General features: G+C 46.3%; 16 protein-coding genes. 9 read left to right on the forward strand and 7 right to left on the reverse strand.

The annotated features are described in order from the left end of the window. Positions 1–217 precede the first annotated feature (217 nt). Complete coding sequence (locus BUB18_RS14020) at positions 218–1,015, reverse strand: uroporphyrinogen-III synthase (protein ID WP_073081963.1); 798 nt, start codon at positions 1,013–1,015, stop codon at positions 218–220. Positions 1,016–1,051: 36 nt separating this feature from the next. Continuing rightward, positions 1,052–2,116, reverse strand: a complete 1,065-nt coding sequence (locus BUB18_RS14025) for a DUF4271 domain-containing protein (protein ID WP_073081965.1) — start codon at positions 2,114–2,116, stop codon at positions 1,052–1,054. 129 nt (positions 2,117–2,245) lie between these two features. Between BUB18_RS14025 and hemW the strand changes: the two genes are divergently transcribed. After that, positions 2,246–3,370 carry a radical SAM family heme chaperone HemW gene (gene hemW, locus BUB18_RS14030; protein WP_073081968.1) on the forward strand — a complete coding sequence of 375 codons (1,125 nt, stop codon included), beginning with the start codon at positions 2,246–2,248 and terminating at the stop codon, positions 3,368–3,370. A 74-nt stretch (positions 3,371–3,444) separates the two neighbouring features. Here hemW and BUB18_RS14035 read toward each other — a convergent pair whose 3' ends face one another. Together BUB18_RS14035 and BUB18_RS14040 are read right to left on the reverse strand one after the other, a co-directional pair. Then, a complete protein-coding gene (locus BUB18_RS14035; protein ID WP_073081971.1) occupies positions 3,445–4,419 on the reverse strand; it encodes a deoxyhypusine synthase family protein in 975 nt (324 codons plus the stop codon). 97 nt (positions 4,420–4,516) lie between these two features. After that, positions 4,517–4,969 carry a PepSY-like domain-containing protein gene (locus BUB18_RS14040; RefSeq protein ID WP_073081974.1) on the reverse strand — a complete coding sequence of 151 codons (453 nt, stop codon included), beginning with the start codon at positions 4,967–4,969 and terminating at the stop codon, positions 4,517–4,519. Positions 4,970–5,307: 338 nt separating this feature from the next. Here BUB18_RS14040 and BUB18_RS14045 point away from each other — a divergent pair, with 338 nt between their 5' ends. The 3 genes from BUB18_RS14045 to BUB18_RS14055 all read left to right on the forward strand — a co-directional run bounded on the left by BUB18_RS14045 (position 5,308) and on the right by BUB18_RS14055 (position 8,040). Continuing rightward, the gene (locus BUB18_RS14045) at positions 5,308–5,904 is read left to right on the forward strand and encodes an acyl carrier protein phosphodiesterase (protein ID WP_073081976.1); all 597 of its coding nucleotides are present in this window, start codon (positions 5,308–5,310) and stop codon (positions 5,902–5,904) included. A gap of 91 nt (positions 5,905–5,995) precedes the next feature. Continuing rightward, on the forward strand, positions 5,996–6,604 hold the full coding sequence (locus BUB18_RS14050; protein WP_245805670.1) for a DUF2911 domain-containing protein: 609 nt from the start codon (positions 5,996–5,998) through the stop codon (positions 6,602–6,604). A gap of 296 nt (positions 6,605–6,900) precedes the next feature. Further along, positions 6,901–8,040 carry a cystathionine gamma-synthase gene (locus BUB18_RS14055; RefSeq protein WP_073081979.1) on the forward strand — a complete coding sequence of 380 codons (1,140 nt, stop codon included), beginning with the start codon at positions 6,901–6,903 and terminating at the stop codon, positions 8,038–8,040. 3 nt (positions 8,041–8,043) lie between these two features. Here the strand turns inward: BUB18_RS14055 and BUB18_RS30100 are convergent, their stop codons facing one another. Next, positions 8,044–8,166 (reverse strand): hypothetical protein, encoded by a 123-nt coding sequence (locus tag BUB18_RS30100; RefSeq protein WP_262487685.1) that lies wholly within the window; start codon positions 8,164–8,166, stop codon positions 8,044–8,046. An 11-nt stretch (positions 8,167–8,177) separates the two neighbouring features. Between BUB18_RS30100 and BUB18_RS14060 the strand changes: the two genes are divergently transcribed. The 3 genes from BUB18_RS14060 to BUB18_RS14070 are packed head-to-tail and all read left to right on the forward strand — an operon-like array spanning position 8,178 to position 10,249. After that, positions 8,178–8,951, forward strand: coding sequence for a TIGR02757 family protein (locus BUB18_RS14060; protein WP_073081981.1), 774 nt, complete (start codon positions 8,178–8,180; stop codon positions 8,949–8,951). 12 nt (positions 8,952–8,963) lie between these two features. Next, a complete protein-coding gene (locus BUB18_RS14065) occupies positions 8,964–9,908 on the forward strand; it encodes a DUF6263 family protein (RefSeq protein ID WP_178372141.1) in 945 nt (314 codons plus the stop codon). A gap of 2 nt (positions 9,909–9,910) precedes the next feature. Then, the gene (locus BUB18_RS14070) at positions 9,911–10,249 is read left to right on the forward strand and encodes a hypothetical protein (RefSeq protein WP_073081987.1); all 339 of its coding nucleotides are present in this window, start codon (positions 9,911–9,913) and stop codon (positions 10,247–10,249) included. 54 nt (positions 10,250–10,303) lie between these two features. On the opposite strand, the gene BUB18_RS14075 is transcribed toward BUB18_RS14070, so the two are convergent. Both BUB18_RS14075 and BUB18_RS14080 read right to left on the reverse strand, forming a co-directional pair. Then, positions 10,304–10,966, reverse strand: coding sequence for a sterol desaturase family protein (locus BUB18_RS14075; protein ID WP_073081990.1), 663 nt, complete (start codon positions 10,964–10,966; stop codon positions 10,304–10,306). A 120-nt stretch (positions 10,967–11,086) separates the two neighbouring features. After that, positions 11,087–12,334, reverse strand: a complete 1,248-nt coding sequence (locus tag BUB18_RS14080) for a serine hydrolase (protein WP_073081993.1) — start codon at positions 12,332–12,334, stop codon at positions 11,087–11,089. Positions 12,335–12,480: 146 nt separating this feature from the next. On the opposite strand from BUB18_RS14080, the gene BUB18_RS14085 reads away from it, so the two are divergent. Both BUB18_RS14085 and BUB18_RS14090 read left to right on the forward strand, forming a co-directional pair. Then, complete coding sequence (locus BUB18_RS14085) at positions 12,481–13,488, forward strand: fumarylacetoacetate hydrolase family protein (RefSeq protein WP_073081996.1); 1,008 nt, start codon at positions 12,481–12,483, stop codon at positions 13,486–13,488. 4 nt (positions 13,489–13,492) lie between these two features. After that, entirely contained in the window at positions 13,493–14,377 is an 885-nt protein-coding gene (locus BUB18_RS14090; protein ID WP_073081999.1) for a flavin reductase family protein, read from the forward strand. Positions 14,378–14,425: the final 48 nt, after the last annotated feature.

The following is a 14,425-nucleotide window of genomic DNA, read 5'->3' on the forward strand; positions in this document are numbered from 1 at the left end:
ACAAAGAAATTACTTTTCGGGATTTATAGAAATTATTTTTTGACTTAAGTTGCGGGTTTCAATCCCCTCGCCTGCGGCGAGGGGATTGAAACCCGGGCAGAGGTAAGGGCCGCAGGCCCTTACCTCTGCCCGGGTTAGAACTGCAATAAAATTGCAGCCAATAAAAAAAGGGACAGCACTATGGCTGTCCCAGTCAGTTATTTCAAGCGTCCTGCGCTTATTTTTTAGTGGTAGTTGCAGCAGCAAGGTACTGTTCCAAGGCTGCTACCATGCTGGGCGCCTGCGGAGCAGGAGCTTTAACATCCAGTCTTAAACCAGCTTCTTCTACTGCTGCAGAGGTCGTAGGACCAAACGCCCCGATACGGGTACCGTTCTGTTCAAAACCTGGTACATTTTCGAAGAGAGATTTAACACCATACGGACTGAAGAAAACAATCATGTCGTACTTGTTATTCGACAGCGCATCCTTTACATCATTGGAAACTGTTTTGTAAAGTGTGGCCGTCGCATACTCACATTTGTTTGTCTTCAACCATTCCTCAATGTCCTTCTTTTGGCTATCCGCACTAGGGAAGAGGAACTTCTCATTGTCCTTGTGCTTGTTCATCACCTCAAGAACACCTTTGGTAGAGCCATCCGCTCCATAAAACACCTTACGCTTGCGGTACAGGATGAATTTTTGGAGGTACAACGCTACTGCTTCGGTAATACAGAAATACTTACAATCCTGAGAGACCTTTACCTTCATCTCCTCGCAAATGCGGAAAAAATGATCCACGGCATTGCGACTGGTGAAAATTACTGCCGTATAATTCAGGATGTCAATCTTCTGCTTCCTGAATTCCTTAGCAGGTAACCCTTCCACTCGAATGAACGGTAAAAAATCCAACTTTACATTGAACTTTCTGGCCAGATCAAAATAAGGAGACTTTTCTGTTTCAGGCTTAGGTTGAGAAATTAGGATTGACTGAACTTGTTTACCTTGCAAATCTTTTTTTGGCCCGCCTTTAATCATACTTTTTTATGCTCTAGTGTTAACAATAGGCGGTAATCAGGGATTACCAGTTAACCAGATATTCAGTAACACCTTTGTTAGTATTAAAACCGGTGCTACTTCGAATGCGCAAAGGTAAAGAAAAAAATGCAATTTACTGAAGGACAGGTATTGCTTTACCAATGAATAAGACCTAATATACCTATAGATAACCAGTAATATAATGAAAAATATTGAAATATAAAGAAAGGTCTGCGCAATTTCAGCACTACAGAAGGCTAATATTACCACGAAGGGCACCAGTAACACACCTAATATCTTGTTAATCAGGTACAAAATAAAAATGTACGCATCCGCCAGCTCAGCATTTCCGAACAACCAGCCACAAAATCTTAACACTACATACTTGGTACCATACACAATCCCCACCAGGGCTATTAATCCCGGAATCAACATCCAGGGCTCAGCCTGGGGAAACACCTGCTTGCGGTACAACACCAGGTACAGGTACATTCCCAGCGAAATGATAAAAAAGGCGTTAAACAAAAAGTTCGGAAACGGGGACTGCGACAACTGATCCTTCAGCTGGCGCTGACTCAGCGTAGGGTTTAAAAATGCCCTGAACAGGTCCGTAAAATATTTCATGTACGACAACCGTATGATACTGATCACCAGCACCACGCCAGCCACCACGTATATCAGCCAGTCCATGTTTTTGTAAGGCCGTACAATATTCACATCCCTGTATACCGGCTTGCCGGCTTTCAGGAACATATTGGTGCCGGCGATCTTCTGCATGTACAGATCGTAGTAGGAGATGGGTTTAGGTTTGGGAGCAGCCACCACAGTACTGTCAACGGCTTTTTTGGCGGTATCCGCAGGTGCGGCAGCAGCCACAGCAGCACGATGCGCTGTATCCCTCCTTATGGCAGCAGCTCTGGTGGCGGAATCAACACGAGGCCTTGGCTTCGGTTTCGGACGTACCGTATCCGCAGCCTGACGGGCAGCAGTATGTGTAGAAGCAGGCACCTTCGCGGAGTCTGCCTGTTGGGCCATCAGCGGCAGATAACAGATAGTAAGTAGTAGCAATAACCAGTTGCGCACCCGGAAATGATTTTTCAATGAATTGAAAGAATGGCAAATAACGGCATCCTGTTCACAAAACAAAATTGAAACGTAATTTTGATGTTTGCAAAGATATTAAAATACTCCATAGTTGGCCCTGCGCCACCAAGGATAAGGAAAGCATTCATGTCGGGCATATACATACATATTCCATTCTGCAAGCAGGCTTGTTACTATTGTAACTTCCATTTCTCCACTTCTGTTTCTCAGAAAGATGCCATGGTATCGGCCATCATCAGGGAAATTGAACTGCAACAGCATTACCTGGGAACAGATACGGTACACACAGTGTACTTTGGCGGAGGCACGCCCAGTTTACTGGCTAAGGGAGATATAGACGCCATTCTGGAACAGCTCCGGCGTTATTTCACCATCGCAGCGGATGCAGAAATCACACTGGAAGCCAATCCTGATGACCTGAGCATGGAAAAGCTGCTGGAGATGAAGCTATCCGGCATCAACCGCCTCAGCATCGGCGTGCAATCCTTTCATGAAGCGGACCTGCAATGGATGAATCGTGCGCACAACAGCCAGCAGGCGATAGATTGTATCACCAATGCGCAGGCCGCAGGGTTCAGCAATATTACCATCGACCTGATTTACGGTGGCCCCGGCCTCTCCGACGAAGGCTGGGAATACAATGTTCAGCAGGCCATCCGGCTGGGCGTCCCACATCTTTCCTGCTATGCGCTTACCGTAGAACCCGGAACAGCGCTGGACTCCTTTATCCGCAAAAAGAAAATGGAAGCGGTAGACCCTGAAAAAGCGGCCAGGCATTTTGAGCTGCTGATGCAATGGGTGGAAGCTGCCGGCTATGAACATTATGAGATCTCCAACTTCGCTCTTCCCGGCTGGCATAGCAGACATAACAGCAGCTACTGGAAAGGCTTATCATACCTGGGCCTGGGCCCATCGGCACACAGCTTCAACGGGCATTCCCGTCAATGGAATGTGGCTAACAACGCGGTGTACATCAAGCGCATCAACGCCGGCGAGGTTCCGTTTGAAATAGAAACCCTCACTGCGGAAATGCAGTTCAACGAATACATTATGACTTCCCTGCGCACCAGTGCAGGATGTGATACCGGTTGGGTAGGAGAGCGGTTTGGGGTGGACCTGGCCAGGCAGCTGCTGGCCAACAGCCGTGAATTTATTTTCAAGGGCTGGATGGTAGAAGCGGATACGCACCTGCGGCTCACCAAGGCCGGGCGACTGTTTGCGGACGGGATAGCTGCCGAACTCTTTATCTGATATCTCCCTAAAAAATAAAAAAAGTCGTGACGCCCATGCGTTACGACTTTTTCGCTTTAATATCTGTTTACTGACTACCAGCCAAGGATATACGCAAACATCAGTGGCGCTACGATGGTAGCATCTGATTCTACGATAAACTTAGGCGTGTGAATATCCAGTTTACCCCAGGTGATTTTTTCGTTTGGAACCGCGCCGGAGTAAGAACCGTAAGAAGTGGTTGAGTCAGAAATCTGGCAGAAGTAACCCCAGAAAGGAACATCCGTCCATTCCAGATCCTGGTACATCATAGGCACCACGCAGATCGGGAAATCACCGGCGATACCGCCACCGATCTGGAAGAAACCTACGCCTTTACCGCCGGAGTTTTGACGATACCATTCAGACAGGAAGATCATATATTCGATACCTGACTTCATGGTAGAAGTTTTGAGGTCTCCTTTGATGCAGTAAGAAGCAAAGATGTTACCCATGGTGCTGTCTTCCCATCCCGGAACGATAATAGGAATATTTTTTTCAGCAGCAGCGAGCATCCAGCTATTTTTAGGATCGATCTCGTAGTGTTCTTTCATCACACCGCTCAGCAGCAGTTTGTACATGAATTCATGCGGGAAATAGCGCTCACCGGCTTCTTCAGCATCTTTCCAGATTTTATAGATATGCTTTTGAATGCGGCGGAAAGCTTCTTCTTCCGGAATGCAGGTATCTGTTACACGGTTGAAACCCTGTTCCAGCAAATCCCACTCTTCCTGAGGGCTGAGATCGCGGTAGTTAGGTACACGTTTGTAGTGTGTATGTGCTACGAGGTTCATGATATCCTCTTCCAGGTTTGCACCAGTACAGGAGATGATATCAACTTTACCCTGGCGGATCATCTCTGCGAAAGAAATGCCCAGTTCAGCTGTACTCATGGCACCAGCCAGAGTCACCATCATTTTACCACCTTCCAGTAAGTGTGTTTCATATCCTTTGGCAGCATCCACCAATGCAGCGGCATTAAAGTGGCGGTAATGGTGCTGGATAAATTGAGAAACAGGTCCCTTGTTCATGTCATTTAGTCATTTATACATTAACAGCCTGGCTAATAAAGCCATAACAGGTGGCAAAGTTAAGATAAATTTACTGGTGATGGCATGCGTGGTGGTATTAAGCTTTCTGGAGCTTCTCTTTCAGGGTGAGGTTACCGTTCTCATCTGCCCTAACTTTCATCCAGGTTTTTTCGCCTTCCAGCATGATCATGTAGATAGTGCCTCCGGCAGATTCGAATTCCACGATAGACTGAATGCTATTACCCGGATATTTTTTCATGAGTTTATTCACAACGGCCAGCGGTAAGCTTTCTGCTTCAATCCAGCGGGAGGTAACCAGCAACTCACCATTTGCATCGAAATAAGCATTCACGCGGGTATTGTTAAGGGTAAATTTCGCAGTGAATGTTTTATTATCATCAGTAAACCATTTCACATCGCTTACATTGGCGAAAGCGTTGTCGAATGCGGTTTTCACTTTCGTGTTAACGGTGGTTTCGTAAGAAACAGCATATAGGTTTGCTGAGGTCAATGTCAGTGCTGCAAAGATTGCAATCAGGAACTTTTTCATAGTACTTACTTTTAGAGGTTTTTGGAGATTAATTTTAGTTTCCGAATAGTTGATTTTTAATAATTGGTTTTTGTTCGATAACTCAAAGCTACATCTACTAAATACGCGCAGATATAATTCTTTATTAACGGCCAGAACTCAGGCGGGTGGCTGGATACATGTTGCGACAACTAATGCGTTTTCTGTAACCCGCTTCCTTCAGGAGCCTCTGTACTTATAAAGTAGACTGAACTAAAAAAAAGTTGCATGGCCTAAGGTTAAAAGAACGTTAAATAGGATAAGATGAGAATAAAAGAAGGAGTGTTACATTTGCTGGAACTCAACAGCAGCTTAACTATATGAATCATCTGGCCCACGCATATTTATCTTTTGGCGATCCTGAAATTATTACCGGCAACCTGATTGCGGATTTTGTTAAAGGGAGAAGACAACTTGCACTGCAGGAAAAAGCGGTACAAAAGGGAATATTAATCCACCGGGCCATTGACACTTTTACAGACCAGCATCCGGTAACAGCGAAAGCCAAAGCTTATTTCAGGCCGGCGGCGCGACTCTACAGCGGCGTGTTTACCGACCTGGTCATGGATCATTTCCTGGCCACTGATACTTCCAGGTTTACGGACGACAGCTTGTATACCTTCAGCCGGCAGGTGTATAAGCTGATAGGCGAACGGGCGGGCACGCTGCCACCGGCATTTATGGAGATGTTTGGTTACATGAAGGAATACGACTGGTTATATAATTACCGTTATGTAGAAGGTATTGGCCGTTCCCTGAGGGGTATTGCCCGTAGGGCAAAGTACCTGGAAACCTCCGGGGACGTGATTTACGCTGCATTTATGGAGCATTATGACGGGCTGAAAGCCTGCTATGAAGCGTTTTTCCCGGAACTGGAAGGTTATGTAAGGGGCATTAGCGGCCATGCAAAGTCCTGAATCCCAACACCCTATCGTCCTACTTTTTGGATTGGCCAAAAAGCGGTAGGTTTGGGCCCAATTTCCATATCAAGAAAAAATTGTAATCCGGATGATGAAAAAAGCAATGGTAGTTGCCTTTATGATGGGCATGTTTTGTTTAAATGCAGGCGCACAGGATAAGAAATTACCTCCTATGGACGCCAGCCCGATGGACATGGCCTATTACCCTGTAATGTACCCTTATGTAGTAAAAGTAAAAGGTGAAAATGCCGGCCCGCTGGTGGCAAGAGTAATCTACAGCCGTCCTCAAACCAAAGGCCGTGAAATTTTCGGTAACCTCGAAGAGTATGGTAAAATCTGGAGATTAGGTGCCAACGAAGCCACCGAAATCGAGTTCTACAGACCTGTAGTAATTGCCGGCAAATCGATTCCTAAAGGCCGGTACACTATGTATGCTATCCCCACAGAAAAGAACTGGACCATCATACTCAACAGGGAAACAGATATCTGGGGCGCTTTCAAATACGACCCTGCCAAAGACGTGGTAAGAACAACTCTGCCCGTGCTCCCGCTCAATACACCGATTGATGCATTTACCATGGCTTTCGAAAAAGCTGATGCAGGTGCCACCCTCATTATCGCCTGGGACCGCGTAAGCGTAAACATGCCGATTAAATGGACAGATGCATCCAAACCAACGGTGAAGAAATCCAAATAACAACTTAAAAAAAGAAAGGCGGTAAGAATACCGCCTTAAAAATTTTAACCATATCCTATGAAAAACCTAAACAAATTTAATCCGATTATCTTTTGCCTTCCTTTCGAATCCGTGAACGCTAAAAAATAGTTCGTAAGCGTAAAAAATAATACGATAATATTATAATATTAGCTAAAACGGACAAGTAAAACCCCTCCTTACCTCAGCTCACCCCTTCGTTTTTGTTACTTACTCTTTCTCAAAACGAATGTATATTTGGTAACCACCAGAATTGTTCATTATAAATTAATTAAGACATGAAGCTGGGTACCAAACTCATACACGCAGGTGTAGCTCCCGACCCGTCCACAGGGGCCATTATGACTCCTATATTCCAAACCTCTACCTTTGTGCAGTCAGCCCCCGGGGAACATAAGGGCTACGAATATGCCCGTACGCAAAATCCAACCCGCGATGCGCTGCAAAATGCACTGGCAGCCATTGAAAACGGTACCCATGGCATCTGCTTCGGCAGCGGCCTGGCCGCCACCGACGCGGTGCTGAAACTGCTAAACCCGGGTGACGAGGTACTGGCAACCAACGATTTATACGGCGGCACCTATCGCATATTCACGAAAGTATTTGAGCGCTACGGCCTCAAATTCAATTTCATCAATATGCAGGACGCCCGAAACATAGAAGCCCATATCACCCCGCAAACAAAGATGATATGGATAGAAACCCCTACCAATCCGTTACTCAACATTATTGATATCCAGGCTGCTGCACAGGTAGCCCGCAAAAGTGAAGTAATCCTCGCTGTTGACAATACCTTTGCATCTCCCTACCTCCAAAACCCACTGGACCTGGGGGCAGATATAGTGGTTCACTCTGCGACCAAATACCTGGGAGGTCACAGCGATGTGGTTCATGGAGCCGTTATTGTGAAAAACGAAGCGCTGGCCAAACAAATGTATTTTATCCAGAACAGCTGCGGTGCCGTTCCGGGGCCTCAGGATTGCTTTTTGGTGCTGCGCGGGATCAAAACCCTGCACGTGCGCATGCAGCGCCACTGCGAAAACGGTGCAGTGATTGCCAATTATCTCCGCAACCACTCAAAAGTGGATAAAGTATACTGGGCCGGATTCCCCGACCACGTGAACCACGATATCGCCAAAGCACAAATGCGTGGCTTCGGAGGCATGATTTCCTTTACACTGAAAGACGATAATGTGGAGGCAGCTAACAAGGTCCTGAGTAGTACGCACCTGTTCAGCCTCGCCGAATCACTGGGCGGTGTAGAATCCCTCATCGGTCACCCAGCCACGATGACCCACGCCTCCATTCCAAGAGAAGAACGAATCAAAAACGGCCTGGCCGACAGCCTGATTCGCCTCAGCGTAGGCATTGAAGATGCCGATGACCTGATTGCAGACCTGCAGCGGGCACTGGGTTAAAAGTTAGGCGTTTAGCACTATCTTTACCAACACCTGATTGCTAAACCATATCCACAGCCAGTTTTCCAGCTGCATACGTGCACGTATATACGTACGGGCGTGTATGCAGCCGGGCTGTTGATACATTTATAAAAAATATGAAGATTCAGCAGCTCCGGGATTTTCTGAACGCCAAAGCCGAACAGTACGACCATCCGGACTTTATTACCAACGATCCTATCACTATACCGCACAGCTTTACCAAGCTGCAGGATATTGAAATCTCCGGCCTCTTTGCCGCCATCCTCGCCTGGGGTAACCGTACCACCATCATTAACAAGTGCCGGGAACTGATGAAAATGATGGACAATGCGCCGTACGATTATATACGGCACCATAAACCGCGGGAAAGAATGAAACTGATGTCTTTCCGCCACCGCACTTTTAATGGACTGGATCTGCTTTATTTCGTTGAATTCCTGCAACATTATTATACAAACGTCACTTCCTTAGAATTCGCCTTCAGCGGTCATATGTCGCCCAACGATGAAAACGTGGAAAAAGGACTGATCGGTTTCCGCAAAGTATTTTTTTCGCTCGAACATCCGGAAAGAACCGGTAAGCACATTTCCACCCCGGCGCGTAACAGTGCCTGTAAACGATTGAATATGTACCTTCGCTGGATGGTGCGAAAAGACGAAAATGGCGTGGATTTTGGACTGTGGAACCACATATCTCCGGCTCAACTTGTTTGCCCGATGGACGTACATGTAAGCAGGGTAGCCACCAGGCTGGGCATCATCCAGGACCCAAAGGCCGACTGGAAAACCGCCGTGGCACTGACGCACCAACTGAAGAAGCTTGATCCGGAAGACCCTGCGAAATATGACTTCGCACTGTTTGGACTTGGAGTAATCGAAAAATACGTTTGATAAAATACAGCAATGATGAAAAGAATACTTGGCATTACCCTTACGATGATGGCTGCCACCTTCCAGGTGCAGGCACAGGAATACGCCGACTTAAACTACAAGTTCGAGAAAGGTCAGCAGTTTGAACTGGAGCAGAAAAGTCGTAACGAAACGTACATGACTGTAAACGAAGCACAGCAGCGTACCACCCGCGATTATAATAACATTATCACCATCGATGTAACAGAGGTAAACCCAGGTAAATCTGTACTCACATTTTCTTATAAAGACCTGAAATTTAACTTCAACGCTAAAAACACCAACATTGCAGTAGATGCCAAAGGCCCGGCCTCTGAAGAACCTTTCCAGGAAGGCCTGAAGCAGATTCTGAAGAAGCCATTTACGGTAGAGATCAACTCCTTTGGCGTGATCAATAAAATTGAAGGGCTGGATGAGCTCCTGGACAATGCCTCCGTGGCTTTCGACAAACTGAAAAAAGACGAACAGGCTGCCTATAAAAAGCTGATGAAGGACCAGTTTGGTACCGAAGCATTCAGAAGCTGGCTGGAGCAGCTGCTGGTGATGTATCCTGCACACGGTATAAAATCCGGCACCCAGTGGGAAGAAAGTGTACCAATGCGGGGTGGGCTTATTGGCTCTATTGACCTTTACTGGAGCCTGCAAACCTGGGATTCACAAACCGCCAAGATCAGCGGTACCTCAAAAATCAGAACCGATAAAGTACAACTGCTCACACTGGATGATGATATTAAAGCTACTGCGGAAATTAACGGGGAAACACAATCCAACTACCTGATTAACCGTAGCTCCGGCCTGCCCAGCATTTGCGTACAGAACACCGAATTAAACGGTACTTACAAGTACAAAGTGAATAAAGCAAAAGGTATTAAAAAAGAAATCCTTGTTCCGGTGAAAATCATTACCAACGCGAGCTACAAGATCAAACAAATGAAATAGCCATGGCATTGCCGGTACATCTACAGGAAACAGCGGAATGGGCGTCGCAAACATTTGAACTGCGTATACCCGGCCACGTGAGTTACGAAACTTTGCAGCAATTGCTCGCAGAAAGACTTAAAACACTGATTAATACCGACTTTCAACAGTTCGTATTTCTCCTGTACCGGATAGATGTATCAGAAAAGAAGGTACAGGCCATCATCAGTGAAGCCAACGCTGCCCAGGCAGAACCATATAACGATATTGCCGCCCTCATCATTGAACGGCAATTGCAAAAGATAGCCACCAGGGCCCATTTCCGGCAGCAACCGCCGGAAGATGACGAAGAAAAATGGTAAACAAAAAAGCCGGATAATCATATGATTATCCGGCTTTTTTTATGAAGATGTCAATTACTTATTGAACATCAGTTCTTTTACTTTTTCCTTGTCCTCTTTCTCTTTATCCAGGTCAAAGAAGGTTCCAAACACTACATCCCATACGGAGGAGCTCACGCCAAAGCCTTTGTCCTCACTTTTGTAATGATGCAGGTGGTGGTTACGCCATAGCGGCTTCATGAACCTGAACGGCGGGTTCCATGCATGAATGGCGTAGTGCATGCTACCGTAAATCAGGTATCCCAACAAAAAGCCCGGGAAAAACATGAATGTCCACTGGCGCAGGAAAATATACTGCGCACCGAATATGACAGAAGCCAGTATCAGGCTGGGCACCGGCGGCATGAATAAGCGCTGTTTGTCGCGCGGGTACTCATGGTGGTTACCGTGCATCACATAAATAAACCGCTGTACTTTAGGACTGTCGCTCGCAAAGTGAAAAATAAAGCGGTGCATGATGTACTCAAAAAAGGACCAGAAAAACATAGCCCCAAAAAATACCATGGCTACCGTACTTACTTTGAATCCTAATGTGTCGTGGCTATAAAACAACATGTAGCCAATAATAGGCAAATACATACCCCAGATAACCAGTGGATGCGTTTTAGTGAGCATCTCGAGGTATTGGCTCTCAAATAATCTTGCCTGTCCTTTGTTCTTGATCTTTTCAAACTTCATGACTCCCCAGTTTTTAGTGGATTACGGGAAATGAATAAAACCTATCTAATCTATGTGATACAATTTGGGAAACTGCCCCTAACTACCCTTTTAAGGGTTGATTAAAAACGCGGTGCAAATTTACTGAGAATAATTTATTCTGAACTCATTCAAATCAGGAGTATACGCACGTTTTCTCCCCAATTCATATTGATAAATTATTTCACCTGTTTCCCTGAAGAAAGGGTAGCCTATTTCTTCGTATTCATATTTATTATCATTCAAAACTCCATCGCTATTAACATAAATATTCGCCGTAAGCATAAATTCCACTTTATTTTTATAATCTATGATGTAGGCCGCATCTGTTAAAAACCCATACGACCAACCAGCCTTATTGAATACACGTATATGCCCCGGTATGTTTTGATGCCCTGCTTTAAAAAAGAAAAACTTTGTAAAACTATTATAGTACTCAGCGGTATCGTACCTCGGGTAATCGGTTTCTGAGGGGTATGCTGACATATATTTACAGAGAAAACGATAGTCGCCGCTATCCAGGTCAAAACGCCTGGCAGCGGGCACAGAGGCGGGGAAGAGCAGGGATTGCAATACCAGCTGCAGGTCTTCCAGGGCAAAAATGTTATGCCGGGTAAAATCCATGGGCAGTGGCACCAGCTTATCATCTTTGTCGAAGTAGCCGTTACCGATAGTAATGGATTTACTGTAGTCGAATGGCATGGTGCTGCATTCCGGCGCCTGTGCGTAAAGCAGTACACTATCTTTATTTACAAAGCGGATGGCGGGGGAGCAGCGGTTTTCTTCTTCCGTGGATGGCATAAAGCGCCGTACGATGCGGGTATGTTCATACCCCATTTGCTGCAACCTTTCATTAATCCGCTGCTGGCCGGTGAATTCATACAGCCGGTTGTAGGCATCGTTGTCGCTGATCAAAAAAATCTCCTTTATATAATGCCCTATAGACGGCAAACCGTTGGCAGCGCTGGTATCTGCATGTACATTAACCTGGCCGGTGCGAGTACTGTCAGTTAGCATGGTGGTGTTGCGGTCAATGCCTTTGCTTCTCAGCGTTTTGAGCTTTTCCAATGCCAGCACCGCTACGGGCAGTTTTACCGTACTGGCAGGATTGTAGTACCTGCCCGCGTTGACATGGAAATAATAGTTTTTGAAATGGGGCTTGTTCTGCCGGTCCCTGTTTATCTCTGTATAAATTAATTGATACCGAAAGGAGTCCGGTTGCTGTAAAATCCTTTGCAGCAAAGGGCTGGCTTTAGCGGTTAATAAGCGCTGCAGCAAACTGTCTGTCCGCTCCTGGGCCAGGAGAAACAATGGTAAGCAACTGAGGATTATCAACAATTTATAGCGCATATAGCCGTTGGTTCTGAATAAAGACGTGCTCCGGGAAGTTTTCCCCTACCTGAATTTATAAAAAATATTCGGGCGGCTAAAGCCCCTTCTTCACATTTCTTATATTTGACCATTGTAAATCATACAACCAGAACTTACACAAAATCATGAAACTCGTAACCTATTTAAGAGAAGAGACCGACCAGCTGGCCATTTTGGTAGACGGATTGCTGTATAACACACAGGATCTTCACCCCGAATTACCTAACAACATGCAGATGTTTCTGATGGTCTGGGAAGATGTGATTGACATTGCGAAACATGCCGACGCCCGTTTGAAAGCAGGCAACAAGCCGGCCAACGGCATTCCGGTGGAATCAGTACAGATACTGGCACCTATACCATTCCCTACTTCCTGCCGCGATGGATACGCTTTTCGCCAGCACGTAGCGGCCGCCAGAAGGAACCGTAAAGTAGAGATGATCCCGGAATTTGATGAATATCCGATCTTCTATTTCACCAATCATAATGCGATTCAGGGTCCTGGAAAAGTGGCTTGTATGCCGGACCACTTCGACAAACTCGACTTTGAACTGGAAGCCGCCATTGTGGTGTGTAAGCCGGGACGCAATATCACCGCTGCAGAAGCAGATTACTATATCGGTGGCTTCATGATCATGAACGACATGAGCGCCCGCACCCTGCAGATGGAAGAAATGAAACTCAACCTGGGCCCTGCGAAAGGAAAAGATTTCAGTACCGTTATCGGCCCTATGCTGGTAACACCGGATGAACTGGAAGCATTCCTGATACCGGCCAAACCAGGTCATACGGGCAATAACTACAACCTGAAAATGACCTGTAAGGTAAATGGCATCCAGGTGAGTGAAGGGAATATGGGAGATATGGACTGGACCTTTGCAGAAATCCTGGAACGTTGCGCTTATGGTGCTAATATCCTCCCAGGAGATGTAATTGGAAGCGGCACCGTAGGAACGGGCTGTTTCCTGGAGCTGAATGGCACCGGCAAACTCAATGACCCTGCCTACCAGGAGCAATGGCTGCAACCAGGGGATGTGGTAGAAATGGAAATTGCCGGACTGGGTGTATTGAAAAATACCATCGTGAAAGAAGAAAGCGACTTCTCCATCCTCGCCTTAAAGAAAAAACCATAATCGCATGCAGATCGATCCGAAGTCCATCAAAACCAGCGAGCTGCATGCCTACCTGCTGGGGGCTATTTCGCCCCGGCCCATCTGCTTTGCCAGTACAGTAAATAAGGAAGGTGTACCTAATTTGTCGCCCTTCAGTTTTTTCAATGTATTTGGCAGCAATCCGGTTACGCTGATATTTTCTCCTGCCCGCCGTGTGCGTGATAATACGGTTAAGCATACACTGGAAAACATACAGGCTACCGGTCAGGTGGTGATCAACGTGGTGAACTACGCCATGGTACAGCAAACGAGCCTCGCCAGTTGCGAATATCCCGCAGGCATAAACGAATTTGAAAAAGCTGGATTTACCGCTCTTGCTTCAGAAAAAGTAAGGCCATTCCGGGTAAAGGAAAGCCCGGTACAGTTTGAATGTGTGGTAAGAGAGGTAATTGCCACCGGACAGGAAGGTGGCGCCGGCAACCTGGTGATTTGTGAACCGGTATTTATCCACATTAACGAAGGTGTACTGGACGCGCAGGGTAAAATCGACCCACATAAAATAGATCTGGTAGCGCGTATGGGCGGCGACTACTATTGCCGCGCTTCCGGCGATGCCGTGTTTGAAGTGGCAAAGCCAAATACCCAACTTGGTATAGGCGTTGATGCATTACCGTTACCCATCCGCCAAAGTAATATCCTCACAGGTAACAACCTCGGGCAACTGGGTAATGTGCATGAGATTCCAGTAATAGATCCTGCTTTTGAGGATGATCACCTCAAGCAGATCGTGCAGTATTACAGCATTACGCCTGATGAAATGGAGAAAGAGCTACATACCTACGCGCAACGGCTACTGGCACAAAATAAAGTGCAGGAGGCCTGGCAGGTACTACTCTCCGGAAATGTATAAAATAAAAATCCCCGACAGCTGAACTGTCGGGGATTTTTGTTTATAGAG

The organism is Chitinophaga jiangningensis (assembly GCF_900142605.1).
GTDB classification, from domain to species: Bacteria; Bacteroidota; Bacteroidia; order Chitinophagales; family Chitinophagaceae; genus Chitinophaga; species Chitinophaga jiangningensis.

What these genes read in the sequence shown, in the direction of transcription:
- BUB18_RS14020 (WP_073081963.1), bottom strand. Translation starts at nt 1,015, where the DNA reads ATGATTAAAGGCGGGCCAAAAAAAGATTTGCAAGGTAAACAAGTTCAG.
- hemW (WP_073081968.1), top strand. Translation starts at nt 2,246, where the DNA reads ATGTCGGGCATATACATACATATTCCATTCTGCAAGCAGGCTTGTTAC.
- BUB18_RS14035 (WP_073081971.1), bottom strand. Translation starts at nt 4,419, where the DNA reads ATGAACAAGGGACCTGTTTCTCAATTTATCCAGCACCATTACCGCCAC.
- BUB18_RS14040 (WP_073081974.1), bottom strand. Translation starts at nt 4,969, where the DNA reads ATGAAAAAGTTCCTGATTGCAATCTTTGCAGCACTGACATTGACCTCA.
- BUB18_RS14045 (WP_073081976.1), top strand. Translation starts at nt 5,308, where the DNA reads ATGAATCATCTGGCCCACGCATATTTATCTTTTGGCGATCCTGAAATT.
- BUB18_RS14050 (WP_245805670.1), top strand. Translation starts at nt 5,996, where the DNA reads ATGATGAAAAAAGCAATGGTAGTTGCCTTTATGATGGGCATGTTTTGT.
- BUB18_RS14055 (WP_073081979.1), top strand. Translation starts at nt 6,901, where the DNA reads ATGAAGCTGGGTACCAAACTCATACACGCAGGTGTAGCTCCCGACCCG.
- BUB18_RS30100 (WP_262487685.1), bottom strand. Translation starts at nt 8,166, where the DNA reads ATGTATCAACAGCCCGGCTGCATACACGCCCGTACGTATATACGTGCA.
- BUB18_RS14060 (WP_073081981.1), top strand. Translation starts at nt 8,178, where the DNA reads ATGAAGATTCAGCAGCTCCGGGATTTTCTGAACGCCAAAGCCGAACAG.
- BUB18_RS14065 (WP_178372141.1), top strand. Translation starts at nt 8,964, where the DNA reads ATGATGAAAAGAATACTTGGCATTACCCTTACGATGATGGCTGCCACC.
- BUB18_RS14070 (WP_073081987.1), top strand. Translation starts at nt 9,911, where the DNA reads ATGGCATTGCCGGTACATCTACAGGAAACAGCGGAATGGGCGTCGCAA.
- BUB18_RS14075 (WP_073081990.1), bottom strand. Translation starts at nt 10,966, where the DNA reads ATGAAGTTTGAAAAGATCAAGAACAAAGGACAGGCAAGATTATTTGAG.
- BUB18_RS14080 (WP_073081993.1), bottom strand. Translation starts at nt 12,334, where the DNA reads ATGCGCTATAAATTGTTGATAATCCTCAGTTGCTTACCATTGTTTCTC.
- BUB18_RS14085 (WP_073081996.1), top strand. Translation starts at nt 12,481, where the DNA reads ATGAAACTCGTAACCTATTTAAGAGAAGAGACCGACCAGCTGGCCATT.
- BUB18_RS14090 (WP_073081999.1), top strand. Translation starts at nt 13,493, where the DNA reads ATGCAGATCGATCCGAAGTCCATCAAAACCAGCGAGCTGCATGCCTAC.